The organism is Urbifossiella limnaea, assembly GCF_007747215.1.
GTDB classification, from domain to species: domain Bacteria; phylum Planctomycetota; class Planctomycetia; order Gemmatales; family Gemmataceae; genus Urbifossiella; species Urbifossiella limnaea.
On sequence record NZ_CP036273.1, the window covers coordinates 3176778 to 3200601 of the forward strand.

A 23824-nucleotide genomic window follows, 5' to 3' on the forward strand; every position below is an offset into this window, starting at 1 on the left:
GTAGCTCGAAAAGGGCGCCCGGCCAACGCCGGCTCACGCCCCGGCCCGGTGCAGGTCGGCGTGGACCCGCTTGCGGACCAGGTACTCGTCGTCGTCCAGCCACTTCTTCCCGGTCGGCCCGAGGGCGAACTCGTCGCTCACCAGCGCCCACACCACTTCTTCGATAACCCGCACGTGGAACAGCGAGAACGCCGAATTCCCGGTCCAGGAGTTCCCCAGGTTCTTCCCCTCGAACCGGTGGAAGAGCTCGCCGATGCGCCCGAGGCCCAGCTCGGCCGGTCCGTGGCCGAGGGCGGCGACGTAGGCGCGGAGCAACTCCGCGAGCGGCTTCGCCATCAGAGTGTTCTTCACCCACCTGCCGCCGAGCAGCTCCTCGCGGGCCACGTCGAGTAGCGGTACGGCACGGTCGATCATGCCGAACGTCAGCTGCCCGCCGGCCAGGGTCAGGAGCGTTTGCAGCGCCGCGGACCAGCTGTCGGGCCGGGCCGAGAACTTTCGCCGTAAGGCGTCCGGCGTCGCGCCCTGAAGGACCTCCGCCTGGAGGCGCGTGAGAAACCGATCGACCTCGTCGCGGAGGCCGAGCCGCTTCAGGCCGCGGAGGAACGCCCCGGCGACGATGTTGATGAGCTTGTACCGCGCCTCCTCGGGGCGGGACCGGAGCAGCGCCGCGAACCCGTCCACGACCGGCCGCAGGAGATCGGTGCGACCGAAGTGTGCGGCGGCGAACACGGCCCGCTCGACGAGTTCGCCCTGCCGCCGGAGCACGTCCGCGGGTTCGCCCGCCGCCGGGGGCTTCGCCGCGAGGCCGGCTAGTACGCCGGGGACGAGCCGCAGGAGTTCCGCCGCGAGCGCCTCGCCCGCCCGGCCGGCCAGCGGTAACGCTTCGTGGAGCAGGTAGAAGTGGACTTCCCGGAGTTCCTTGCCGGGGAAGCCCTCGCGCGCCAGCTTCCGCACCTTGTCCGCCAGCCGGGCGGGTTCGCGGAGTTGGGCCAGCGTCAGCAGTTCCTTGCGGAGCGGGTCGGAGTACGCGGTGTTGAACATCACGTAGGCGTCCCGCGACTCCTCCGGGTCCACCACCCGCGACACCTCGCGCATCTTGTCGATGTGGTGCGTCGAGGTCTTGAACGGGTTGTCCGACTTCTCCCCCTGTCGCCGGCTCATCTCCACTTTGCCCTTCTGTACGATCGCGTCGAGGGCGTCGAGGACGGGCGTCGGCAGCGGCCCGGCGTGCGGCCTGCCGGCCGCCGCGTCGGCGACGCGGTGGGCGAACGCGCCGTGCAGGAACCCGGCCGTGACCGACGCCGCGACGGCGTCGAAGCTCTTGTTGAGCTGCCAGTCCTCCGGCACCGGCCGGACCATCACACGCCCGGCGGCGTCCACCAACTCTTTCGCGGCGGCCGCCTCGCCGAGCCGTGCGAGGGCGAAGGCGAAGAACAGGTCCACGTAGGGCACGGTCGGCGGGTGGTGGCCGACCCACGCCCGCGCCGCGGCGTGCAGGTCGAGCGCCTTCTCGCGCACCGCTACCATTCGCTCCGCGTCCCGCAGGCCGGCGAAGCGGAGGAAGCCGGGCAGGTCGCGCTCGGCCCGCAGCCCCTGTGTCAGGAGTCGTTCGAGCAGCCGGTCGCGGGCGCGGGCGAGCCCCTTCTGGTCGCCGCCCGCCAGCTTCGCCAGCCTGGCCGCGGCCAGCCACACGGCGCGGATCGGCAGCGCCTCCTGGTGCGCGTCCACGTACTTCTGCACCGCCGGCAGCCGCGTCGCGAGCCACTCCGGCAGCGGCGACCGCGACGACGCGGCCAGGAACGCCGCCACCGCCGCCCGCGGTTCCGCGACCGATGGTGAGCTGCCCTTCAGCTTCGCGTCGAGCTCGGCGGGGCCGACCGGGCGGCCGGCCAGCTGCGGGAACTCGGCCGCGGCCCACGCCGCCTCCCACTCCGGGTGCGGCTCGCCGTGCTCCCACAGCGCGTTCAACCAGCACACCGCGGCGTCGGAGGTGGCATCGCCGGCGCGGCTGAACGCCTCCGCGAGTTTGGGCCACAGGGCCGTCCGCTCCGCGGAGTCGAGCGGCCCCTCGACCGCCAGGAACTCCTCGGCCAGTTCCTTCGCCCGCAGCTTCCACTCGTTCGGCGCCACCACCTCCGGCGCCGGCGCGACGTAGGAAGTTGCTTCGGGCTTCACCAGCTTCGGGCGCGTCGCCTTCGTTTTCGGGGCGGCTGGCTCGGGGACGGGCACGTTGTCCTTCGCGGTCGGCTCGCGGTTCGATTTGTCGGGCTTCGGCGGCGGGCCGCCGGCGTCGGTGCAGACGAAGTGTTCGAAGTCGAACCGTGTCGCCCCGATCCACGCCGCGAGCGGCGCCTGCTCGGCCTCGATGACGTAATCGACCCAGTCCTCCAGCGACCGGAACGCCGCGTCCGGCACGCTCTCGGGCGTGAAGCCGGACGCGCCCGAAGGGTAGAGCCAGACGACGCGGTCGGGGTCGTCGGCGAGGAGCCGACGGACGGCGTCGCGCCGTAGCTGCGGGTGGAGCCGACGGCCGACCGGGAGGAACAGGTTCGGCAGCTTCCAGTACGGCTTGAACGCGACGGCCTTCTCCAGCGCCAACTCCGGCGGCGCGAGTTTGGACGGCCGCGTCCGCAGCACCGCGACGCGGGTGCCGTCGGCGGCCGCGGCGACGGCGAACATCAGCCGCTGCGTCAGCCGCTCGTCGGCGTCGCGGACGAGGGCGTCGAGCTGGCCGACGGGGTCGTCGCGGAGCACCCACAACTCGGCCACGTCGGCCGCATTGCCGGCGGTGAGGCGGAGCGGCACCGACACCGGCTCCGGGGTCGGGGCGGGCTCCCACGCCACCGGCGCCGCCGGCAGCGGGAACTCGGTCAGCTCGTACACGTCGTGGAACGGGGCGGCGTCGAGGAACTGCCAGGTCGCGGGCGCGGTCAGCAGCGCGAACTGCCCCTCGGCGACGCGGAGCTGCGCGGCGAGCGGGTGCGTGTAGCCGAGCTCGACCCACACCCGCGGCGCGCGTTCGAGGTACGCCCGCATCCCGCCGGCCGGCCCGTCGAGCGCCCGCAGCAGCGTGTAGTACGGCGGGCCGATCACGCGGAGCAGCACGCGGCGGTCGTCGCCGTCGGCCGCAAACCAGCGGAAGCCCTGGCGGTCGTTGCCGAGCCGCAGCAGTTCCGTGACGACGGCCGGCAGGTCGTCCGCGCTCGGCAGCTCGAACAGCACCGCGGCCCCGCTCGCCACCTCGGGCGTGCCCGACTCCTTCGCCAGGGGCACGAGTTCGACCCAGCTGCCGACCTTGCGGATGTCGTCGGAGCCGTGCCGCTTCGAGCCCTTAACGCCGAGCCGGTCGAGCACCTTGAGCGTCGTCTTGGAGATGCTTTGCGTCGGCTCGACGTACAGCCGGCCGTGCGCGTCCGTGCTGACGGCCGCGGGGGCGAGCGTGACGTCGGCGGGGACCAGCCCGGTGGTGAGGGCCAGGCGCACGGCTTCGGGGTCGGGGAAGTGCAGGATCATGCGACGGGGGTCAACCGGGGTTGCTGGACTTGTGCCGCTGCGGGGCGTCGGGCTCCGCGGCCGGCGCGGCCGGCTCGCGCGCCGGCTCGCGCACGATCACGATCTCGCCGAGGTCCTCGGCGTTGACGCCCTTGCCGACGAGCTTCTCGACGAGCGTGCGGTGCAGGTTCTCGTGCTCGACCGGCAGGGCGTCGGGGTCGGAGTCGAGCTTCACGATGATGTTCTGCTTGCCGCTGTCCGGGTCGCGGCGGAGCAGGATGGTCATGGTCGCCACGGCGGGCTCCGGGTCAGGACGGCTTGGCGGGGTCGGGCACGGCCGGGCCGGGGGCGCCCACGTCGGCCGGGAACTTGGCCCGCAGCTCGGCGACGATCTCGGCCACCCGCCCGCCCTCGATCGTCTTCTTCTCCAGCAACTCGTCGCGGACCCGAACCAGGTCGGCCTTGTGCTTCTTCAGGATGGCCGCGGCGCGGGCCTGGCACTGCACGATGAGCGTGTTCACCTGCCGGTCGATGGCCTCGGCCTGCGACGCGGACAGGACCTCGCGGCGGCCGTCCTTGTCGCGGAACGTGCGGAGCGGGGCGGCCAGGCTGCTCATGCCGAGCGTATCGACGAACACGCTGGCCAGCTCGGTGGCGCGGGCCAGGTCGGAGCGCGGGTTGCCGAACCCGCTCGCCCCGGTGGACACGTCGCCGAGCACGAGCCGCTCCGCCTCGATGCCGCCGTACAGCACCGTGAGGATGTCGAGGAGTTCGTTGCGGCTGTGGCCGATGCGGCGCTTGTCGTGCTTGAACGCGGTGAAGAACGGCGCCCACGGCATGTCGCTCTGGATGGTCACCTTCTCGGGCGGCGGGTGGTTCGGGCAGAAGATCGCGCACACGAAGTGCCCGGCCTCGTGGGTCGACACCATGGCGGCGTCGTTGTCGGCCAGCTCGACCTTGTCCTCGAACTCGGACAGCGCCCGCTCGATGACTTTCGGCGTGGTGGCGTCGGTGATTTCGTCGCGCATCCGCAACCGGGCGACGGCGCGGCACAGGGCGTTCAGGTGGTCGCCGCTGAACGGCGTGCCGGTCGGCGTCATGTAGTTGTCGCCGGTCCGGCGGACGGAGTAGTCGAGTGCCTCGTCCGTCATCTTCAGCCGCATCTTGCGGTCGTAGATGGCGAGGATGTCCTTGCGGTCGTCGTCGTCGGGGTAGGGAATGTGGAGGTGGAACTCGAACCGGCCGGGGCGGAGCAGGGCGGGGTCCAGGCTCTCGACGAAGTTCGTGGTGCCGACGACGAAGACGAGTTCGTCCTTGTGGAAGCCGTCCATTTCGGTGAGGAGCTGGTTCACCATCGAGTGCTCGACGCCGCTGCCGGTGTACGTGCCGCGGGCGGTGGCGAACGAGTCCAGCTCGTCGAACACGATGATCGACGGGGCCGACTGCCGGGCCTTGTGGAAGATTTGCCGCAGGTTCTCCTCCGACTCGCCGACCCACTTACTCTTCAGTTCCGGCCCGGACACCACGGTGATGGCCGCGCCGATGCTTGCGGCGATGGCCTTGGCGAAGTACGTCTTTCCGGTGCCGGGCGGCCCCCAGAAGATCATCCCGCGCGGGATCAGTTCTTCGAGCCGGGCCACGTCGTCGGCGTCGGTCGCGGCGTCGCGCTTGCGGAGCACGTCGAGGATCTCGGCCTTCAGCCGCTGCTTCACCTTGGCGTAGCCGCCGATGTCGGCGTCCAGATCGACGGTCGGAATCTCCATCGCGCCGGACAGCGTGGCCTGCCGCAACTGCGTGTAGGCCCGCTTCGGGTCGGCGGGGTAGTCCTCGCCGTCCAGCGTGCTCAGGAGCTTCCGCAGGCGCACTGCGTTGACGCCGGACACGTACTTGTACAGCTGCAGCGGCGAGAACGTCTTGCCGAACTTCCGCGACTCCTTCTGCGTGACGAGGTGCTTCAGCTTCGTGCGCGAGATGCCGAGGATGCTGACCCAGTGCGGGAACAGGTTCTCGATCACCTTCGGGAGCGGGAACGACGGGTCTTTGAACCCGAGCCACACAAGCTCCGGGTTTTCGTACAGCAGCGGGATCACCTCCCGCGCCTCACCCGTGAGTCCGCCCTGGCTGGTGGTCAGCAGGTCGAGGTGCGGTAGCACCACGACGCGCCGCTCGACCGCGCCGCGGACGGCGTCGCGGAGCTGGCCGATCATCGTGCCGATGAGCCCCTGCTGCACCGCCCCCTGGGTCGCGCCGTCGCGGGTGCGGCCGTCGAGGTACAGGCACTGGAGCTTGAACTCTTTCAGCCGGGTCCGCAGGTTCAGATAGAGGTACGGGGCGAGTTCCTTGTCGCACTCGATGAGGACGGGCAGCCCGCGGACGAGCCGGCCGGCGACCTCGGCCAGCTCCTGGGCGTACGCCGCCTCGACCGCCTGGTCGGCGGACAGGTCTTTCGGCAGGAGGTTCTCGACCAGGTTCATGGGCTGTTGTCGCCGTCAGCAGGGGGTGGATGGCGGGCGCGGGGTGTCACACTTCGATCGTGATCGTCAGCGACCCGCTCGCGGCGTCCTCGCTGATCTCCTTGACGGTGCCGAGCTGCTTGGCCTTCTCCTTCAGCGCGTCGCGGGTCACCTTGTTGACCACGTCCGCGACCTCGGGCTGAAGCTCTTGCAGCTTCTTCTCCAGTCGGTCCGTCGCCTCCTTCTGGAGGTCCGACTGCTTCTCGTCGAACCGCTTGTCCAGGTCTTGCTTCAGCTGCTCGCGGACGCGGTCGCGGAGGCTCGTCTCGGTCGGCCCCACGTCGTTGAACCCGGTCGCGTCGCGCTTCGCCTCCTGCTCCACCGTCGCCTCCGACTCGGCCTTCACCGTTACTTCCCCGCTGCACGGGTCCACGGTCACGGTGGTGGAGCCGTCCTTGCGCACGAGCGTGCCGTCGGGCTGCTCCTCGAAGCCGCGCTCCTTCAACTCCTGGCGCAGCAGCGTGGCCATGTCCTCGGGCGGGAGGATTTCGAGGAGTTCGAGCGTGGTGCCGATCTCGTCCCCGGCCTTGAGGTGGCGCGTCTCCGACTCCTTCACGCTGATCCGGTACGCTCGGCTCATGGCACCCTCGTCGTCGGCTGTCGCCTATGTTCGGAGTGGCTCGATCGCCTCGACCGCGGCCCGGGCGCGGGCGGCGACGCGGTCGCCGCCGGCCGCCTCCCAGTCCTGCTTCCACAGCTGGCTCGCGGCGTACCCTTCGTCGAAGTAGCCGACCGCCCGGTACTTCTCCTGCCAGCTGGCAAGCACCGCCATCTGCCGCGGCAGCGCCACCGCCGCGCGCTGGGTGTCGAGCCGGTCGGCGAGCCGGGCGGGACCGGGGCCGCCGAGGCCGCTCGTCCAGAACGCCGGCAGGAGGTCATTCTGGAACAACCCCGCGTTGGCGTGCAGGACGAACCGCGCCAGGTCGGGCCGACCCGCGCTTTCAGCCGCCCCCAGGTACGCCGCGAGGCCCGCCGCCTCGGCTCGGCCCTGCTGCCGCATCCGCCGCCAGTCGTCGATCTGCCCCTTCGCCCGTTCGGCCCGTAACCAGCGCTGCGTCAGCAGCGGTTGTAGGCACTCCAGCATCACCGCCCGCTCGCCGGCGAACATCGGAGCGAAGTCCGGCGGCGCGGGCTCGGCCTCGTCCGCCAGGTCGGCCGCCGAGCCGAGCCAGGCGAACCGGTTCGACCGGAACGCCGCCTTCCGCCTCAACACGGCCGCGACCTCGGGGTCCGGCCGACAGGCCTCGAACGCCAGCCAGAAGAAGAACTCGTCGGCCGCGGTCAGGTCCGCGGGCGGGGCGTCCCACGGGGTCCGCGTGTCGTGAACCCGCTCGGCCGTCGCCCACAGCAGGAACTCGACCACGTGTGGTGAGAACGTCAGTGCCCGCTCGTCGAGCGGGGTGCGGTCCCACGCCCGACCCGACTTCGGCTGCCCACTGCGGAGGTGGCGGTCGGCCCGCCAGCCGCCGGCGCGGACCAGGAACAGCACGCACGCCTTCGCCAGGCTGTCCTGCACCAGTTCGACGGCGTTGCGGCTCAGGCACGCGGGGCGGGTGTGGCTCGTGCGGAGGAGCTTGTAGCCGTCCTCCGCGGGGAAGCGGCCGAGACAAAACCTCACCAGCCGGATCAAGTCGGCCTCGAACTTCGACAACGGGCGCGGGGCGTCGGTCATGACGCGGCGCCCGCGACGGGCGTGCGGCGCCACCCCTTCCACAACCCCGCGGCGGCCCCGGCCGGGAAGCCGTTCACGGTCACCTCGCCGCCCCGGACGCGGATTTCGAGCGTGTTTCGCTTCCGCCACTGGTCGTCGAAGCGGTAACGATTGGTGAGGAAGTGAATGCCCTGGTTGCGAGAGCCGATCCAGCGGCGCTCGGTGTCCGGTTGGTCGCGCAGGTACGGGCCGTCCACGAGGATGTCGGTGCGGTCGAGCAGGCCGGCGGCGTCGGGTCGGTCGCGGAGCTGGTCGAGGGTGTAGCCGCTGAACACCATCACGCTGAGGTTCAATAACCGGGCCGCGTCCGCGAGTTCAACTGCACCGACAGGGTGGGAGAAGGGCTCCCCGCCGAGCAACGTGATTCCCTCGACGCCCTCGCGGTCACGGGCGCGCTCCATCTCGTCCGCTACGTCCGCCACCGTGCGCTGGTCCCCGCCGTCGAACGGCAGGAACTCGGGGTTGCAGCAGCCGGGGCAGCGGAGGGGGCAGCCCTGGAACCACACCGCGAATCGCTTCCCCGGCCCCTCCGCCTCGGTACACGCCACCACCTGGGCGATGCGCACCGTCGGCTGTTCGGTCGTGCGGGTCATGCGGGGTCCGTTCCGGAGCGTACCCCCCGATTATACCCCATCAACCGGGCGCCGGCGCCACCCTCACCGTGCCGGGTTCGCCCTCGCGGCCCTCCAACACCACCTCGCGATCGACGAACGCCCGCACGGTGTCGATGTTCGTTGTCAGGTGGCGCGTCACCTCCGACGTGCGGAAGGTGCTGCCGTCCGGCGAGAACACCAGCGGCAGGAGGAGTTGGTCAGCGGAGTGCGGGTCGACCGGGGCGGCCGCGGCGCGGTAGCGGAGGGCCTCGTCCGCGGCGTCGTCGGCCACCGATTCGGCCGGCTTACCGCGCTCGCCCAGGCCGAAGAACAGTGTCGGCACGGGTGCCTGCCGGAAGATCACCGCGGCCACGGTGCCGGGGTTCGCGGCCTCCCACTCCTCCAGCGGAATATGCGACTCGACGCCGTCCGCCTTCAGGCGCACCGACAGCCGCCGGGCTTGCCTGCGGGCGATCCCTTCGGGCAGTCCGGCGACGGCCGAGAAGCCGCCGGCGGTGGTCAGCTCGGGGGTGGTCGTGAGGGTCATTCCGCGGACGCGGGTACACGGGTGGATGGTGGCGCGGACCTCGCCGCCGCCGCGCGGGTAGAAGCCGGGGCGGATCATCTCCTGGTCCAGGTCAATGCCAAGCCGCTTCAGGTAGCCGCCCCAGGTGGTGGTGTTGAAGTGGTAGCACGGGGCGTGCGTGTTGTGCGTGCCGCCGGTGACCGTGACCGTACTCGGCGCGTCGCCCCGAAGGGCGAGCGGCAGCGCGACCGTGTGCAGCACCAGCGACGTGGACCCGGCCGTGCCGATGGAGAAGGTGTAGTTCCCCGCCTTCACCGGCCCCGGCTCGAAGTACAGCACCGCGGAGCCGACCGAGGCGCCTTTGTAAATCGCGCCGCAGATCGCGCCCGCGGCCTTCACGCACATCAGGTGCTGCGGCTGGAGCCCCGGCTTGGGGCGGTTCGCCCGGATGTTCAGGAGCTTGAACGGCCGGGCGGTGAGGGCGGCGAGCGCGAGGGCGCTGCGGAGGATTTGTCCGCCGCCTTCGCCGCGGCTGCCGTCGAGTTCGATCATGCCGGCTGACACACCCGTGCTCCGCTTGTTCCCCACGTCGGACACGCGGCGGCCACGCCGGGTTCAGATTACGCCGCCCGCCGGCCGATCCTACCCCGCATGTCCGACCAGACGCTGACCGCCCGCCCCGGCCCAACCGACCGCACCGTCCGCACCGCCGACGGCAAGGTGATTCCCGTTCCCGACGGCTGGGAACTGCTCCCGCCCGGCGACCCGGGTGTGACGCGCCGCGTGAAGGCCGCCGGCCCGAGCTGGACGGTGCAGGAGCAGCGCGGCCGCAAGGTGTTCTCCCGCGGCGTGTGGGCTCCCGCCGCGACCATCGCGGCCGTGCGCGCCGAACTGGAGGTCGAACGCGCCGACCCGGCCTACGCCCGCAAACTGGCCGCGGGCGCGAAGCGGCGGGAGGCGGCACAGGCGGAATACGTCGAGGACTTCACCGCTGCCGTGCGGGACTACCTGCGGTTCGATGCGCGGTATGCCGATCTGGCGGGCCGCTTCGCGGTTGCCGTCGCGGCGCACGCCACGCCAGTCGGTAGCGGTACGGTGGCCCGTACGAAGCGCATCCCCGTCGAACGGCGGGCGGAGGCGGCGGTCATCGCCTGGCTGCGCCACCAGACGACGGCCTACGACGACATGCACGTCGCGCGGGTGAAGGGGGCTCGCCGCGAGGTGCGGCGGAAGCTGGCGGCGGGGTCGAAGGCGTTGCTCGACCGCTACCGGCGGGGGGAGCCGGTGCCGCCGACGGGATGCGTTCTCGAACGTGGGCTCGCGAAGGCGGCGCGGGCGGGGTGACGCGTCACTCCTCGGTCGGCCGCGGCCGGTTGGCCCAGTGCGCCGGCGGCGGGCCGGCCACGACCACGCCCTTGTCGGCCCAGCCGAGGTGGGCCGTCACGTCGGACGCGGTGTACCGCAGCGTCAGCCCGCAGCGGCGGCGCGACGACGTGTTCATCTCCGACCCGTGCAGCAGCAGGTCCGAGTGGAGCGACGCCTCGCCGGCCTTCAACTCGACGTAGACCGGGTCGCCGTACTTTTCGACGCCCGGCACCGTCAGGTTCAGCACGTTACTCTCGTCCTGCTCGCTCAACTGCCACGTCAGGTGGCCGAGGACGTGCGTCCCGGGGATGACGCGCATGCAGGCGTTGCCACGGTCGGCGTCGTCGATGGCGAGCCACACCGTCACCGCCTTGCTCGGCGAGAGCGGCCAGTAGCTCGCGTCCTGGTGCCAGCTCACGGCCTTGCCGTCGCCCGGCATCTTGCAGAAGAAGTGGGACCCCCACGCGATCACGCCCGCCCCCAGCAGGTCCGACACGACCGCGACGATCCGCGGGTTCGTGAGGATGTCCCACACCCGGCCGTGCCGCAGGTGGGCCGAACTGATCGAGTAACTGTCCTTCCCTTCGGCCGCATATCGGGCCAGCAACTGGTCGAAGTAGCAGCGGATGTCGGCGGCTTCCTCGGGGCTGAAGAAGCGGAACGGCTTGAGGTAGCCGTCGCGGTTGAATCGCGCAATTTGCTCCGGCGTGAGCACCTTCGGCTGCTCGTTGACCGACGGGTGAAACGAGAGGTCGCGCGGGATGTTGGAGAGTTCGTCCTGGCCGAGGACGGCACGGAACGCGGTCGGTGCGGCGTTCATGGGATGGCTCGGGAGGAGAGACAGTGGCGAAATTGATTCTATAGAATCGGTGGCGGCGTCGTCCAACACGAAAGCCCGGGGACGGCTGTCCCCGGGCTTCAACAGCGGCGCCTGACAGCTACTTGGCCGCGACCGGCGCCGTCCACGTCTGCGGCGTCCAGCCGCCGGTCTGGTAGTTGTCCGGCGTCGCGTACTCGCGGACGGTGGTGCGGTCGGCCCCGATCTCGACGTAGTAGAACGCCTGAGCTTGCATGGCGAAGTGAGACCCGTTGTCCACGTTGAACACCGGGATGCCGGCCGCCGCGGCGCGGTTCGAGCCGTCCCACCGGAACACGTTGCGGGCGTGGGTGTGGCCGTAGAACACGGCCGCCACGTTGTACCCCTTCAACACGTCGTGATAGCCCTTCACGTCGGCCGGGTCCCACTCGCGGGCGGTCGCCGCGGCGTCGGGCACGTCGGTCGGGCCGGCGTAGCGGAGCATGTCCACGTGGTGCAGGATCACGACCGGCCGGCCGGACGTGCCGACCTTTTCGCGTAGGTCGGCGGCGAGGAAGTCGAGGCTGTCCAGCGGCGCATACCGCCGGCGGCGCGTGATGGCCGGTACCTGCCCGACCACGATTCCGAGCGCGACGCCGTGGACGAGGCCCCAGTCCCAGGAGTAGTGGACGCCGTTTGGCGACACGTTTACGACCCCGGGCCGGCGGCGGTTGCGGGCGGCGATCTGCTTCACGACGAGACCATCGCCGCGCGGCGAGTCGTGGTTGCCGTGGACCTCGTAGACGGGGAGTTTGAGCCGGCCGTCGGTGCCGGTGAGGCCGAAGTCGGCGGCGAAGGCGTTCCACTCCGTTTCGTGCGCCGCGACGTTCGGCTTGTCGCCGGTGTCGATCAGGTCGCCGGCGTGGAGGAGGCCGCGCGGCGTGCGCACCGTGCCGCCGCCAGCGGTGGCGGGGATGGCGGTGCCAGGGAGGCGGTTGAGCGTATCGACGAGCCGCGTCGTGACCGGCCCCGAGCGCGAGTCGAGTTTCTTCACGTCCTCGCGGTCGGCGAGGTAGTGCGTATCGCCGACGACGAAGAACGACACCGGCTCGTCGGCGGGCTGCGCACCGACGAGCCCCGGCGCGACGGCGCCGGCGGCGATGAACTCACGGCGGGAGAGGGCGGGCATGGGCGCTCCGGGGGTCAGATGATTTGGCGGATCGGCTCCGCGCCCTCGACGCCCACCAGTTTCTGGTCGAGGCCGCCGTAGAAGTAGCTCAGCCGGTTCGGGTCGAGGCCCATCTGGTTGAGAATCGTCGCGTGCAGGTTCTTGACGTGGAACCGGTCCTCGACGGCGTTGTTCCCCAACTCGTCCGTCTTGCCGACGCTCACGCCGCCCTTGATGCCGCCGCCGGCGAGCCACATCGTGAACCCGTACGAGTTGTGGTCGCGGCCCGTCCCCTGGGCGTACTCGGCCGTCGGCTGCCGACCGAATTCGCCGCCCCACACCACGATCGTCTCGTCGAGCAGCCCCTTCCGCTTCAAGTCCTTCAGCAGCCCGGCGACCGGCTTGTCGGTCGCGCCGGCGTGCTTGCCGTGGTTGCGGACCATGTCCGTGTGGGCGTCCCAGTTGTCGTCGTTGTGGGCTCCGCCGCTGTACACCTGCACGAACCGCACCCCGCGCTCCACGAGCCGGCGGGCGAGGAGGCACTTGCGGCCGAAGTCGTCCGTCTTCTCGTCGCCGATGCCGTACAGCGCCTTCGTCTCGGCCGTCTCCTGGGCGAAGTCCACGGCCTCGGGGGCGTGCTGCTGCATCTTGAACGCCAGCTCGTAGCTGGCGATGCGAGCCGCCAACTCGGTGTTGTCGCGGCGCGCGGCCAGGTGCTCCTCGTTCTTCTCCTTCAGCCGGTCGAGCAGGGTGCGCTGTTGCTCGCGGGTGAAGCCGGGTGGCGGGGCCAGGTCGTGGATCGGGGTGCGGTCGGCGCGGATGACGACGCCCTGGTACGCCGCCGGCATGTAGCCGCTCGACCAGTTCTTCGGCCCGCTGATCGGCCCGCCGGTCTTGTCGAGCATGACCACGTACCCGGGCAGGTTCTCGTTCTCACTGCCGAGGCCGTACGTGACCCAGCCGCCGAGGCTCGGGTGGCCGCTGAGGATGCGGCCGCTGTTCATCATCAAGAGGGCCGAGCCGTGAATCGGGCTCTCGGCGTACAGCGAGTGGACGAACGCGATGTCGTCCACGCAGCTGCCGACGTTCGGGAACAGGTCGCTGACGAGCTTGCCGCAGCGGCCGTAGGGCTTGAACTGCCACTTCGGGCCGACCACACGTCCCTCGGCCTTGTGGCCGCCGCGGCCGAACGTGCGCACCGGGATGGTACGGCCGTCGAGCCGATACAGTTCGGGCTTGTGGTCGAACGTATCGACCTGGCTCGGGCCGCCGTAGCAGAAGATGAAGATGACCGACTTCGCCTTGGCCGGGAACATCGGCGGCTTCGGCGCCATCGGGTTGACGAACGACCGCGGCGGTGCGGCGGGCGCGGGGCCGTCCTGGGCCGCGGCTCGGGGGAAGAAGCCGTCGCGGTCGAGTTGCGAGGCGAGGGCCAGGCCGGTGAACCCGGCGCCGGCCTCCCACAGAAACTCGCGGCGGGTGCGGCCGCAGAACTGGTTTCGGGACATCGATCAACTCCTCGCGGAGGTCGTGTGCGGGCGGGGTGTCAGTCGAGGTAGACGAACTCGTTCGTGTTCAGCAGCAGCAGACAGTACCGGGCCAGCGCCGTGCGCTCGTCCAGCCCGTGGCGCGATCGCTGGTCGTTCACGAACGCCACGTCCTTCGCCACCTCGGCCGGCGGGGGCGTGCGGCCGGTCGTGAGGCGGACGGCGCGCGTCACCTGCGCGGGAACGTCGCCGGGCGACTCGCGCTGGAGCCGGACCGCGAACGTGACCGCCTGCTCGTTCGTGAACTCGCCGTTGAGCAATCCGAGCGCCTGTGTCGGCACCGTCGTCGTGTAGCGGACGGGGCAGCTGTTGTCGGTGTCGGCCTGGTCGTGCGTCGCCAGGATCGGCACTTGCAGCGACCGCTTCACACCGACGTACACCGTGCGGCGGTTCGCCTCGTCGCCCTTCGTCTCCGGCCACCCCTGGCCGGGAACCGACTGCCCGGCCAGCACCTCGCGCGGGATCTTCGGGTAGACGCTCGCGCCGAACATCTTCGGGTTCAGCGAGCCGCTGACGGCCAGCACCGAGTCGCGGACCTCCTCGGCCGTCAGCCGCCGCATCGGGAAGCGCCACAGCCTAGTGTTCGCCGGGTCGGCTCGCAGGTTCGTGTCGTCGCCGGCGGACGCGAGCTGGTACACGGCCGAGGTCATGATGAGCTTGTGGAGGCGCTTCAGCGTCCAGCCGCCGTCAACGAAGTCGGCGGCGAGCCAGTCGAGCAACTCGGGGTGCGTCGGAGCCTCGCCGAGCTTGCCGAAGTCGTTCGACGACGGCACGATCCCGCGGCCGAAGTGCCCCTGCCACACGCGGTTCACCATCACCCGTGCGGTCAGCGGGTTGTCCTTCGACGCGATCCAGTTCGCCAGCACGGTGCGGCGGCCGCTCGTCTTAACGCCAGCCGGCGGTGCGGGGATGGTCGGGTCCGGCACGCCGAGCACTTGCGGGAAGCCGGGCTGGACCTCGGCCCCCTTGGCGTGCGGGTTGCCGCGCGGGAGCACGAACACGGCCGGCGGCCGCGGGTCGCAGTTGTTCACCGACAACGCGAACTCCTGCCCGAGTGGCCGCGGCCGCTTCTCCAGCTCGGTGCGGTCCTTCTTCAGCGCCACGTAGTCGGCCTTCTCGCGGGCGCTGAGGTAGCCGGGCACCTTGGCCACCACCTGCGGCCGGTCCGGGCCCTCACTGGCACGCTGGTCCTCGGCGGGCATCTTCTTGATGGCCGCGTCCTCGACAGCCCGCATCTTCGTCGTCAGGTCGGCGACCTTCGCCTGCCGCTCCAGCAACTCGGCCTCGTACACCTTCCGCCGCTCGGGCGGGGTGATGTCGGTCATGTTGGTGCTGGACGACACGCCGCGGGTGTCGCTGAACGGGCGGATGTCGCGGAAGAACGACAGGAACCGATAGTAGTCGGCGTGCGGGAACGGGTCGGCCTTGTGGTCGTGGCAGCGGTTGCAGTTCAGCGTGATGCCAAGAAACCCCTGGCCGGTCACGGTCACGAGGTCGTCGTAGCCGTCGTAGAGCGCTTGCTTGGGGTCGGCCGGTTCGTCGTCCCAGATGCCCAGCCGGTAGAACCCGGTGGCGATCACGGCCTCCGGGTTGTACCCGGGCAACTCGTCGCCGGCGAGTTGCTCTTTGACGAACACGTCGAACGGCTTGTCCGCGTTGAACGCCCGGATGACGTAGTCGCGGTACCGCCAGGCGTACGGCTTGGGGCCGTCGCGCTCGTAGCCGTTCGTCTCGGCGTAGCGGACCACGTCGAGCCAGTGGCGGCCCCACTTCTCGCCGTAGTGCGGCGACGCGAGGAGGGCGTCGATCAGCTTCGGCCAGGCGTCCGCCGCCGGGTCCTTCACGAAGGCGTCCACCTGCTCCGGCGTCGGCGGCAGCCCCCACAGGTCGTAGTAGGCCCGGCGGACGATCGCCGCGCGGTCGGCGGGGCGTACGGGGCGCAAATTCTTCTCGTCGAGCTTCGCCAGGACGAAGGCGTCGATCGGCGTCTGGACCCACGCCGGGTTCTTCACCGCCGGCACGGCGGGGCGCTTCACCGGCTGGAACGCCCAGTAGCGCTTCGCCTCCTCGGTGACGACGCCGCCCTTCTCCTTGTGCTTCGCCCCGCCCTTCGCGGTCAGCTTGTCGGCGGGGTAAGGAAGGCCGGCGCCGACCCACTTCCGCAGGACGGCGATGTCCTTGTCGGGGAGCTTGCCCTTGGGGGGCATCCGCATCGACTCGTCCTTGTAGTCCACGGCCTTGAGGAGCAGGCTGGCGGCGTGGGTCTTCAGGTCCACGGCCGGGCCGGTGTCGCCGCCTTCGAGCACGGATTCGCGCGTGGCGAGGCTGAGGCCGCCCTTGATCTTCTCGTCCGCGCCGTGGCACTTGAGGCAGTTCGCGGCCAGGATGGGGCGGACTTCCTTCTCGTAAAAGTCCACGTCGGCCTGGGCGAACGCCTTCGGCGCGGCGGCGGGCTGACCGCCGGCGTGGCGGACGGTCAGCCCGGCGGCGACGGCCCCGAGGGCGACGGCAGCGGTGAGGCGGGTGCGAAACATGGCAACGTGTCCGGCGGGCGGGAGTGTCACGGGGGTTTCTGGCCGCCGCTTGCGGCGTGGCGGCGACTACGCCGCCACGCCGCAAGCGGACTCGTCCTCAAGGCGATTCCACGGTCACGGCCATGACGACGGGCGCGCTCGCGTCCGGCCCCTTCACGAACTCGATCGCTCGAATCACCACATCGGGCCGCCGCGGCGTCACGGCCAGGTAGCGCACCTGCTGTCCGCCGCGCATCCCGAACGCGAACTGCGACCCCGGCACGTCCACCCGCCGGATGTAGTCGGCGAAGTGGACGCCGTTGACGAGGTCGTGGTCCTCCGTCTTGCCGTCCTCGTAGCGGAGGCGGACCGTCATGCTCACCGACCCCTTCGGGATCGCCGGGAAGTTCCAGCCGCCGATCCCGCTGAGCAGGTGGAGCGCCTTCGCCTTCCCGGCGTAGGGGAGCGACACGCTCCTGGGCATGTCCGGGGCGCGCTTGCCGTTCGGGCCGTACAGCATCACCGCATTCTTCGTCTTGTCCCCCTGCGGGTCCAACAGCAGGAACGGCACGCCGTTGAACGTCTTCGCCTTCCAGTCGGGGAAGACCAACCGCTCGGCCGTGCCCGCGTCCTCGAAGAACATCCCCTTCGTCGTCACGACCGTGGCCACGCGGTCGAGCGGCACGGGGACGTACTTCCCCTTCTGCGTCAGGAACTCGAGCAGGTCCGTCAGCTCGGTCGGGTTGATCTGCTTCTCGAACCCCTCCGGCATCAGCGACTTGTCGGTCTCGGCGAGCGTCTCGATGTCGTCGCGAGAAAGTGGGTGCCGCTTCCCCTCGGCGTCCACGACCTCCACCGACGTCTTCGTCTCGCCCGCGAGAAGCCCCGTGAGCGAGCGGCCGTCCAGGGTCACGACGCGGTACGCCTTGTAGTTCCCCTCCACGCTCCGCGACGGGTCGAGGATGTGGATCAGCAGCTCTTCCTTCGGGTGAACCGACATGCCGGTCAGGTCGGGGCCGACCTGCGTCCCCTCGCCGGCGTACTTGTGGCACTTCGCACACTGGGCCGTGAACACCGTCTTCCCCTTCGCCACGTCGCCCGCCTTGGAGATGACGTGGTGCAACTCGTCGATTACCTTCTGCCGGTCCGGGCTCGGCAGTCCGCCGCCGAGGGCGAGGAGTTTCTGCGCCCGCGCGGCGACGGCCTTGTCGGCGTTGTTCGCCAGCGCCGTCTTCTGGTCGAGGGCGAGGAGGTCGAACCGAAGCTGCCCCTTCTCGACGGCGTCGAGGAAGGCCGCGGCCGAGTCGGGGCGGCCGAGCACCAGCCGCAGCGCGGCGGGGCGGGCCGTCGTGGGCAGTTCGCGGAGCCGGCCGACGACCGCTGGGCCGACCGCCTTCGACCGCGACGAACTCAGCGCTTCGAAGATGCCGGCCGCGACCGCCGGCGGCGTCTGCGGCGTGATCGCGGACAGCAGCTTTGCCGCGGCGTCGTTGTCGTCGGGGCGGAAGTCCATCGCCGCCTTCGCGGCGTCGATGCGGTCGGCGTCGGCCGCCTTGGCATCGGCGGCGGTGGCGAGGAAGCCGGCAACAACCCCCGCGATCTGGGCGTCGAGCCCCTTTACGCCGCCCGCCGCCGCGAACCGTAGGAGCTTGCCGCGGGCGGAGGGGGCGAGCTTGCCGAGGAGGTCGCCGACCGCCTTATCGCCGTCCGGGGTCAGAGTCAGCGCCTTCCCGGCGGGCCACCCGGCGGCGAGGCCGGCGAGGATGGCATCGTCCGCCTTCGGGTTCGTGCCGAGGCTCCGCAACAGTTGCTCGACGGGCGACGGCCCCGCGGCCGGCTGGGCCGCCGTACCGCCGGTCGGGGCTCCGACCGGCGCCGGACCGATGCCCTTGGCCGGCGGCGCCTTCGGGTTCGTGGCAAACGTCCGCGCCACCAACTCGACCACCTTCGCGGACGCCGGCGGCAGCGTTCGCTCCTTCGGGGTCGCGGCCACGGCCGTCAGGAAGTGTAACGGATGCGCCACGCCGGCGGCGGCGGTCGCGTCGGCGAGGCCGACCGGTTCGAGGAAGGCTGGGTCGCTCAGGTGCGAAGCGAGCACCCGGCTCAGGTTCGCGGCGTCGGTCAGGTCGGCGGTGGCGAGGAGGGCCGCGACGCGGACGGGCACGTCCGCGTCGGCGAACGGCGACCGCGGGGCCGTCGCGGGGATCAGCCCGTCGGCGTGCTCGGTCAACTTCGCCACCAGGCCGAGGTACCCGGCCCGGCGCACGGCCGCGGACGGGTGTGTGACCGCGGCCTGTACGAATTCCGTCAGCCCCTCAGGCACCGCCCGCGGGCCGCGGAGCCCGGACACGGTCCAGATCGCATGAACGGCGCCGGCATTCAGGCCGGTTTCGTCCACGGACTTGTCCTGCACCAGCTTCAGAAGCGCCGGCTCGACGTCGCGCTGGCCGCGCTCGACGAGCAACCGCTGGGCGTGGAGGCGCCAGCCGAGGTTCGGGTTCTTCAGCGCCTCGACCAACTCCAGAGGCGACGCCCCGGCCAACTTCGGGCCGACGTCGGCCTTGCCGTTATGGACGACGCGGTAGATGCGGCCGTGCGTCTTGTCGCGCAACTCGGTCTCATAAGCGTTGCCCGGCCCGTTCTTGAACCCTGCTGGTGTCGGGTTGTGTTGGACGATGAAGTTGTACCAGTCGTTCACCCACATGTTCCCGTCCGGCCCTACCTGGGCGTCGATCGGGGCGGCCCACTCGTCGTCGCTAGCCAGGATGTTCCAGCCGTAGGTGGCGGCGAACGTGGCCCCGTTCGGGCGAAGGGTGAAGGCCGCCGTCAGGTGCCCGGTCGGCTCGCTCACGAACGCCGTTCGGTTCCAGTACTCGCGCGGGTAGGTGCGGGCCGTGTACAGGGCGACGTGCGACGCCGCGGTGAACCCGCCGTGCCAGTCCACCTGGCGCACCTTGTCGGTGATCGGCTCCATGTGGTTGTCGGCGGCGATGTTCGGCAGCGGCCCGGCGCTCAACCCGCGGACCTTTTCCGTGTACCGATTCGGGATCGGCATGTGCACCAGCGGGCAGCCGTTGGCCGTGCTGCCGAACAGTTCGCCGGCCTCGTCGAAGTTCAGCCCCCAGGTGTTGTTGTTCGTGCTGCGGAGGAATTCCAGCTTCGCCACCTTCAAGGCGCCCGCATCGGCCTCGACCTTGAAGCGGTAGAAGCCCTGGCGGAAGTTCAGCCGCTCGCCGTTCACCTCGCCGTTGAACCCGGCGTAGCCGATCGCCCCGTACACCCAGTTGTCGAACCCGTAGCGGAGGTTACTCGGGCCGGCGTGGGTGTCGCCGGTGGACCAGCCGCGGAGGAGCTCCTGCCGCACGTCGGCGGTACCGTCGCCGTCCGTGTCCTTCAGGAACAGCGTCACCGGCGCCTGGTGGGCGATCACGCCGCCGGCGTACGGCAGAAGGCTGGTCACGATGCTGAGCTTGTCGGCGAAGGTGGTGACGGTGTCGCACTCGCCGTCGCCGGTCGTGTCGGTGCAGATCACGATGCGGTCGCGGCCCTGGCCGGCGGGCTTCAGCTCGTTCGGGTAGTCGAGCGACACGGATACCCACAGCCGGCCCTTCTCGTCCCAGGCCATCGCCAGCGGCTTGCCGCCCAGCTTCGTCTCGGTGACGAACGGCCGCACCTCGAACCCGACCGGGGTGACGTAGTGCTTCACGCTCTCGGCCGCCGGCAGGGGCTTCTGCATCCGGCCGCCCGGGTCGCCCTTGGCGCCCCCGCCCTTCTTGCCCCCGGGGTAGAACGGCACCTTCGCCGGGACGTACTCGAACGGCGCCAGCCCCTTCGCCTGCGTCGTCATGTCCGGGCGGTCGAAGAAGGTCCCCGCGAGCGCCGGGTCCTGGTTGCACGCCCACCGGACGCCGCGCTCCAGGAGGTTCTGGAAGCCGGGGTTGCCCCAGGTGCGCTGGTCGTGGCCCCACGCGGTGTAGAAGACGCGGCCCTTGCCGTGGGTGCGCGTCCACGTCCACGGCTCCTTCACGCCCGCTTCGTCGCGGACTTCGAGGAGCGTGCGGTCCTTTTCGTTGTGCTTGTGGTGGACGTAGGTCTCGTCCCAGCTCGTGAACGAGCGGTAGCCCTTGAGAATCGGGTGATCGGGGGCGACGGCCGTGGTGCGGAACGTGCCCGTGGTGTGGCTGCGGAACTGGGCGCCGACCAGGTCGATGTACGCCGGCGAGTTCAGGAAGCAGAAGCTGGCGCAATGGACGGGGATGAACCCCTTCCCGGACGCGACGTAGTCCAGCAGCGCCTTCTCCTGCTCGGGCGCGATCTTGGTGTGGTTGGCGTACACCATGAGGCCGTCGAACTGGTTCAGCTTCGCGGCGTTCAGGTCGTCCAGCTTGTCGGTGTAGGTGACGCTGATGTTGCGGGCGGCGAACACCGGGCGAAGTTGCTCGAAGCGCGCGGCGGGTTGGTGCCCGGCGGAGTCGCCAAGGAACAACAGCTTCAGCGGCGGCAGGTCGGCGCCGCGGCTGCCGCCGTTCACGACGAACCCGGCGAGCAGGGCGGCGATCAGCGGCGGGAGAGCACGCATCGCGGAAACTCCTTGGAGCGTCGTAGAGAGCATTAGTTGTCTTGTGCCACGGCGTCGGTCAGGCGGCGGACGATGCCGGCGACCGCGCCCTGCCGCTTGCTCCCCTTCGCGGGGACGATGCGGCAGTCGGCGAACGCCGGCGGCAGGGCGCGGGCGGCCGCCTGCCGTACCACCTCGTCGAACAGGTCGGGGTCGGTCTCGAACAGGCGGGTGTGGATGAACAGCGTGGCCGGGTTGAACAGGTTCAGCACCGCCGCCACGCCTACCGCCAGGTACTTCACCGCCGCCCGCAGTTCGTCGGCCAGGTCAACGGTCCCGGCCCGCAATAGGTCCATCACCTCGTCCACGTCCACGTCGCGGCCGAGTTTCTCCGAGGCACGCAGGGCGAGTGCCCGGTCGCTGGCCACGGTTTCGAGGCAGCCGCGGTTGCCGCAGCCGCACACCCGGCCGCCGTCCGCGACCGCGGTCAAGTGCCCGACCTCGCCGGCCAGCCCGGAGTGCCCCGTGACCAGCCGGCCGCCGCTCATCACGCCGAGGCCGACCCCGGTGCCCACGTCGAGCATGGCGAAGTCGTCGTGCCCTCGGGCCAGGCCGTACTCGCGCTCCGCGAGGCAGAGGGCGTGCGACTCTTGCAGCAGAGAACACTCAATGCCGAGTCGGTCGGCCAGGTCTGCGGCGGGGGCGTGGCCGTTTGTGATCGGCAGGTTCGGCGACAGCACACCGCACCCTTTACGATAGTCAACCAGCCCCGGAAGGCTCACCCCGAGTCCGAGCGTTCGCACGCCCGGCCGGGCGATCAGCTCGCGAGCGGCGGCCTCAAGCGCGTCCAGGAGCTTCGTGTAGCTCGTCGGCGTCGGAACGGTGACCAGGTCGGCGTGTAACTCGCCGTCGAGCCCGGCCGACACCACCTCGCAGTGCCCGCCGTCGATCGTCACGCCGAGCACCTGGGCCGTCGCGCTCGCCAGCCGGAGCCGAGGCGCGGGTCGGCCGCGGGCTGTCTCCGGTGCGTCGGCCTCTTCCAACAACCCCACCTTCAACAGTGACGCGACCGCCTTCGACACCGTCGGCGGGCTCAGGCCACACTCGCGCGCCACGTCGGCGCGTGAGAGCGGCCCGCGGTCCTGGAGTACGCGCAGGACCTGCCGCTCGTTGAGCCGCCCAACCTGCGACGGTCGGATGGTTGTGATCGTGGGCAGGGTGCCGGAGGGTGCCATGATTACCCGCTAAGCTACGGGCTACGGCGGGCTTTGTAAAGCAGCTTTAGTAAAGTCGATTTACAAATCACGCCGCGGGCTGCGTCCACCGCCTTTGCCGCCACGCTGCGAGGGCAAACCCCTGAAGAAACTTCACCTGTTCGGCCGTTATCGCGTCGCGTGGGATCGTCAGCACGGAGCCGTTGACGTGAAGCATCGTCCACGTCCGACCGCCCTCGGTGCGGTACAGCTGAATCACGCCATCGAGGTACAGCCAGACGCGGTCGCCGCCGCTGAGAAGCCCCAACCGGTCGGCTTCGACCAGGACATCGACTGGACGGCGGGGGACTCGGATCAGCTCAAGCAGGAAAGCGAAAAACTTGCGGCTTGTGAACGCCGGCCAGACCAGGAGCAGTAGGAACCACGGCGATACGGCGACGGCGAGATAGAGGATGCCGCTGCTGAACCCGAGGGCGGCCGCGCAGGCCGGGAGGTGCGGCGCACTCTCGACCGCGAGGCGGTCGCGTCGGCCGACTGCGTACTGTAGCCGGAACGGAACCACGAGCGTCCTCCCTGCTACGACCCGATGATAAGCTCCCGGCGCGGCGTGTCAAATCGTTCCGGTGGACAATGACGACTTGCCCCGGGGCGGGGGTTTCGCTTCAACTTCCCTTTCGTCGCCCCGCGGGAGTGCTTCGGATGAGCCCGGCCGGCCCCGGCCCGAAGCGCGACCCGTGGTCGCCGCGGATGTGGGAGGGGTCCGACTACCCCGCGTACCTGCGGCTCCTGGCCCGCAACCACTTCGCCGTCCACCCCCCGCAGTTGTACATCGCCGCCATCGCGTCGGTCGTCACGCTCGCCAACATGGTGGGTCGGTGGTTCACGACCGGCCTCCACGGCGACGCGGTGCGGCGCACGCAACTCGTCGGCCCGCCGGTGTTCGTGATCGGCCACTGGCGCACGGGTACGACGCTGCTGCACGAGTTGCTGTGCCTCGACCCGCGGTTCGCCAGCCCGACCTACCTGCAGTGCTTCGCGCCGAACCACTTCCTCCTGTCGGAGCGGCTGCTCAAGGGGCCGCTGAAGTTCATGGTGCCGGACAAGCGGCCGATGGACAACATGGCCGCCGGCTGGGACCGCCCGCAGGAAGACGAGTTCGCCCTGTGCCTGCTCGGGCTCCCCTCGCCGTACGCGGACATCGCCTTCCCCAACCGCCCGGCGGTGTTCCCCGGCTCGCTCGACCTGTCGGGGCTGACGCCGGCCCAACTCGCGGGCTGGAAGCGCGGCTTCCGCCGCTTCCTACAAACCGTGACGTACCGCGACCCGCGGCGGCTCGTGCTCAAGTCGCCGCCGCACACCGCGCGCGTGAGGGTGCTACTGGACATGTTTCCGGACGCGCGGTTCGTCCACATCGTCCGCGACCCGTACGTGGTGTTCCCGTCCACGGTGAACCTGTGGACCTCGCTCGGCCGCAAGCACGGGCTCCAGACGCCGAACGACCCGACCCGCATCCGCGAGAAGGTGTTCGCCGAGTTTCGCACGGTCTACGACCGGCTCGAAGAGGCGAAGCCGCTCATCCCGGCGGGTCAGTTCCACGAAGTGCGGTACGAGGAGTTGGTGAAGGACACGCCGGGCCAAATGCGGCGCGTGTTCGACGCGCTGGAGTTGGGCGGGTTCGCCGACTACGAGCCGCGGCTGCGCGAGTACCAGGCGGCGACGAAGGGGTACGAGGCGAACAAGTATACGCTGTCGGACGCGGACCGCGCCGAGGTGACGGCCCGGTGGGGCGACGTGATCCGGCGGTACGGCTACAGTGCGAGGTGAGCGC

16 protein-coding genes are annotated in these 23824 nt (G+C 70.5%); 2 read left to right on the forward strand and 14 right to left on the reverse strand.

The features are described from left to right. Positions 1 to 33 precede the first annotated feature (33 nt). The 7 genes from ETAA1_RS13010 to rtcA are packed head-to-tail and all read right to left on the reverse strand — an operon-like array spanning position 34 to position 9399. On the reverse strand, positions 34 to 3513 hold the full coding sequence (locus tag ETAA1_RS13010) for a hypothetical protein (protein ID WP_145238680.1): 3480 nt from the start codon (positions 3511 to 3513) through the stop codon (positions 34 to 36). A gap of 10 nt (positions 3514 to 3523) precedes the next feature. Further along, complete coding sequence (locus tag ETAA1_RS13015; protein ID WP_238389482.1) at positions 3524 to 3778, reverse strand: hypothetical protein; 255 nt, start codon at positions 3776 to 3778, stop codon at positions 3524 to 3526. A gap of 22 nt (positions 3779 to 3800) precedes the next feature. Then, positions 3801 to 5966, reverse strand: a complete 2166-nt coding sequence (locus ETAA1_RS13020; RefSeq protein ID WP_145238688.1) for an AAA family ATPase — start codon at positions 5964 to 5966, stop codon at positions 3801 to 3803. Positions 5967 to 6012: 46 nt separating this feature from the next. Further along, the gene (locus ETAA1_RS13025) at positions 6013 to 6585 is read right to left on the reverse strand and encodes a hypothetical protein (protein WP_145238691.1); all 573 of its coding nucleotides are present in this window, start codon (positions 6583 to 6585) and stop codon (positions 6013 to 6015) included. Between the two features lie 24 nt (positions 6586 to 6609). Continuing rightward, positions 6610 to 7677: a hypothetical protein gene (locus ETAA1_RS13030; protein WP_145238694.1), complete on the reverse strand. Its 1068-nt coding sequence runs from the start codon at positions 7675 to 7677 to the stop codon at positions 6610 to 6612. Beyond that, positions 7674 to 8309: a 4Fe-4S single cluster domain-containing protein gene (locus ETAA1_RS13035; RefSeq protein WP_145238697.1), complete on the reverse strand. Its 636-nt coding sequence runs from the start codon at positions 8307 to 8309 to the stop codon at positions 7674 to 7676. Before ETAA1_RS13035 ends, ETAA1_RS13030 begins: the two co-directional genes overlap by 4 nt. A 40-nt stretch (positions 8310 to 8349) precedes the next feature. Continuing rightward, on the reverse strand, positions 8350 to 9399 hold the full coding sequence (gene rtcA, locus ETAA1_RS13040; protein ID WP_202920863.1) for an RNA 3'-terminal phosphate cyclase: 1050 nt from the start codon (positions 9397 to 9399) through the stop codon (positions 8350 to 8352). An 87-nt stretch (positions 9400 to 9486) separates the two neighbouring features. On the opposite strand from rtcA, the gene ETAA1_RS13045 reads away from it, so the two are divergent. Continuing rightward, positions 9487 to 10179, forward strand: a complete 693-nt coding sequence (locus ETAA1_RS13045) for a DUF2293 domain-containing protein (RefSeq protein ID WP_145238701.1) — start codon at positions 9487 to 9489, stop codon at positions 10177 to 10179. Between the two features lie 4 nt (positions 10180 to 10183). On the opposite strand, the gene ETAA1_RS13050 is transcribed toward ETAA1_RS13045, so the two are convergent. The 7 genes from ETAA1_RS13050 to ETAA1_RS13080 all read right to left on the reverse strand — a co-directional run bounded on the left by ETAA1_RS13050 (position 10184) and on the right by ETAA1_RS13080 (position 22558). Then, entirely contained in the window at positions 10184 to 11020 is an 837-nt protein-coding gene (locus ETAA1_RS13050; protein WP_145238705.1) for a phytanoyl-CoA dioxygenase family protein, read from the reverse strand. Positions 11021 to 11138: 118 nt separating this feature from the next. Then, the gene (locus ETAA1_RS13055) at positions 11139 to 12185 is read right to left on the reverse strand and encodes a metallophosphoesterase (protein WP_145238708.1); all 1047 of its coding nucleotides are present in this window, start codon (positions 12183 to 12185) and stop codon (positions 11139 to 11141) included. Positions 12186 to 12199: 14 nt separating this feature from the next. Continuing rightward, positions 12200 to 13672: a DUF1501 domain-containing protein gene (locus ETAA1_RS13060; RefSeq protein ID WP_145238711.1), complete on the reverse strand. Its 1473-nt coding sequence runs from the start codon at positions 13670 to 13672 to the stop codon at positions 12200 to 12202. Between the two features lie 38 nt (positions 13673 to 13710). Beyond that, positions 13711 to 16245, reverse strand: coding sequence for a PSD1 and planctomycete cytochrome C domain-containing protein (locus ETAA1_RS13065; protein ID WP_145238715.1), 2535 nt, complete (start codon positions 16243 to 16245; stop codon positions 13711 to 13713). Positions 16246 to 16342: 97 nt separating this feature from the next. After that, positions 16343 to 20803: a PVC-type heme-binding CxxCH protein gene (locus ETAA1_RS13070; RefSeq protein ID WP_145238718.1), complete on the reverse strand. Its 4461-nt coding sequence runs from the start codon at positions 20801 to 20803 to the stop codon at positions 16343 to 16345. A 32-nt stretch (positions 20804 to 20835) separates the two neighbouring features. After that, positions 20836 to 22017, reverse strand: a complete 1182-nt coding sequence (locus ETAA1_RS13075; protein ID WP_145238721.1) for an ROK family transcriptional regulator — start codon at positions 22015 to 22017, stop codon at positions 20836 to 20838. Positions 22018 to 22084: 67 nt separating this feature from the next. After that, on the reverse strand, positions 22085 to 22558 hold the full coding sequence (locus tag ETAA1_RS13080) for a hypothetical protein (protein ID WP_145238724.1): 474 nt from the start codon (positions 22556 to 22558) through the stop codon (positions 22085 to 22087). A 137-nt stretch (positions 22559 to 22695) separates the two neighbouring features. Between ETAA1_RS13080 and ETAA1_RS13085 the strand changes: the two genes are divergently transcribed. After that, complete coding sequence (locus ETAA1_RS13085) at positions 22696 to 23820, forward strand: sulfotransferase family protein (RefSeq protein WP_145238726.1); 1125 nt, start codon at positions 22696 to 22698, stop codon at positions 23818 to 23820. Positions 23821 to 23824 lie beyond the last annotated feature (4 nt).

What these genes read in the sequence shown, in the direction of transcription:
- ETAA1_RS13010 (WP_145238680.1), bottom strand. Translation starts at nt 3,513, where the DNA reads ATGATCCTGCACTTCCCCGACCCCGAAGCCGTGCGCCTGGCCCTCACC.
- ETAA1_RS13015 (WP_238389482.1), bottom strand. Translation starts at nt 3,778, where the DNA reads ATGACCATCCTGCTCCGCCGCGACCCGGACAGCGGCAAGCAGAACATC.
- ETAA1_RS13020 (WP_145238688.1), bottom strand. Translation starts at nt 5,966, where the DNA reads ATGAACCTGGTCGAGAACCTCCTGCCGAAAGACCTGTCCGCCGACCAG.
- ETAA1_RS13025 (WP_145238691.1), bottom strand. Translation starts at nt 6,585, where the DNA reads ATGAGCCGAGCGTACCGGATCAGCGTGAAGGAGTCGGAGACGCGCCAC.
- ETAA1_RS13030 (WP_145238694.1), bottom strand. Translation starts at nt 7,677, where the DNA reads ATGACCGACGCCCCGCGCCCGTTGTCGAAGTTCGAGGCCGACTTGATC.
- ETAA1_RS13035 (WP_145238697.1), bottom strand. Translation starts at nt 8,309, where the DNA reads ATGACCCGCACGACCGAACAGCCGACGGTGCGCATCGCCCAGGTGGTG.
- ETAA1_RS13045 (WP_145238701.1), top strand. Translation starts at nt 9,487, where the DNA reads ATGTCCGACCAGACGCTGACCGCCCGCCCCGGCCCAACCGACCGCACC.
- ETAA1_RS13050 (WP_145238705.1), bottom strand. Translation starts at nt 11,020, where the DNA reads ATGAACGCCGCACCGACCGCGTTCCGTGCCGTCCTCGGCCAGGACGAA.
- ETAA1_RS13055 (WP_145238708.1), bottom strand. Translation starts at nt 12,185, where the DNA reads ATGCCCGCCCTCTCCCGCCGTGAGTTCATCGCCGCCGGCGCCGTCGCG.
- ETAA1_RS13060 (WP_145238711.1), bottom strand. Translation starts at nt 13,672, where the DNA reads ATGTCCCGAAACCAGTTCTGCGGCCGCACCCGCCGCGAGTTTCTGTGG.
- ETAA1_RS13065 (WP_145238715.1), bottom strand. Translation starts at nt 16,245, where the DNA reads ATGTTTCGCACCCGCCTCACCGCTGCCGTCGCCCTCGGGGCCGTCGCC.
- ETAA1_RS13070 (WP_145238718.1), bottom strand. Translation starts at nt 20,803, where the DNA reads ATGCGTGCTCTCCCGCCGCTGATCGCCGCCCTGCTCGCCGGGTTCGTC.
- ETAA1_RS13075 (WP_145238721.1), bottom strand. Translation starts at nt 22,017, where the DNA reads ATGGCACCCTCCGGCACCCTGCCCACGATCACAACCATCCGACCGTCG.
- ETAA1_RS13085 (WP_145238726.1), top strand. Translation starts at nt 22,696, where the DNA reads ATGAGCCCGGCCGGCCCCGGCCCGAAGCGCGACCCGTGGTCGCCGCGG.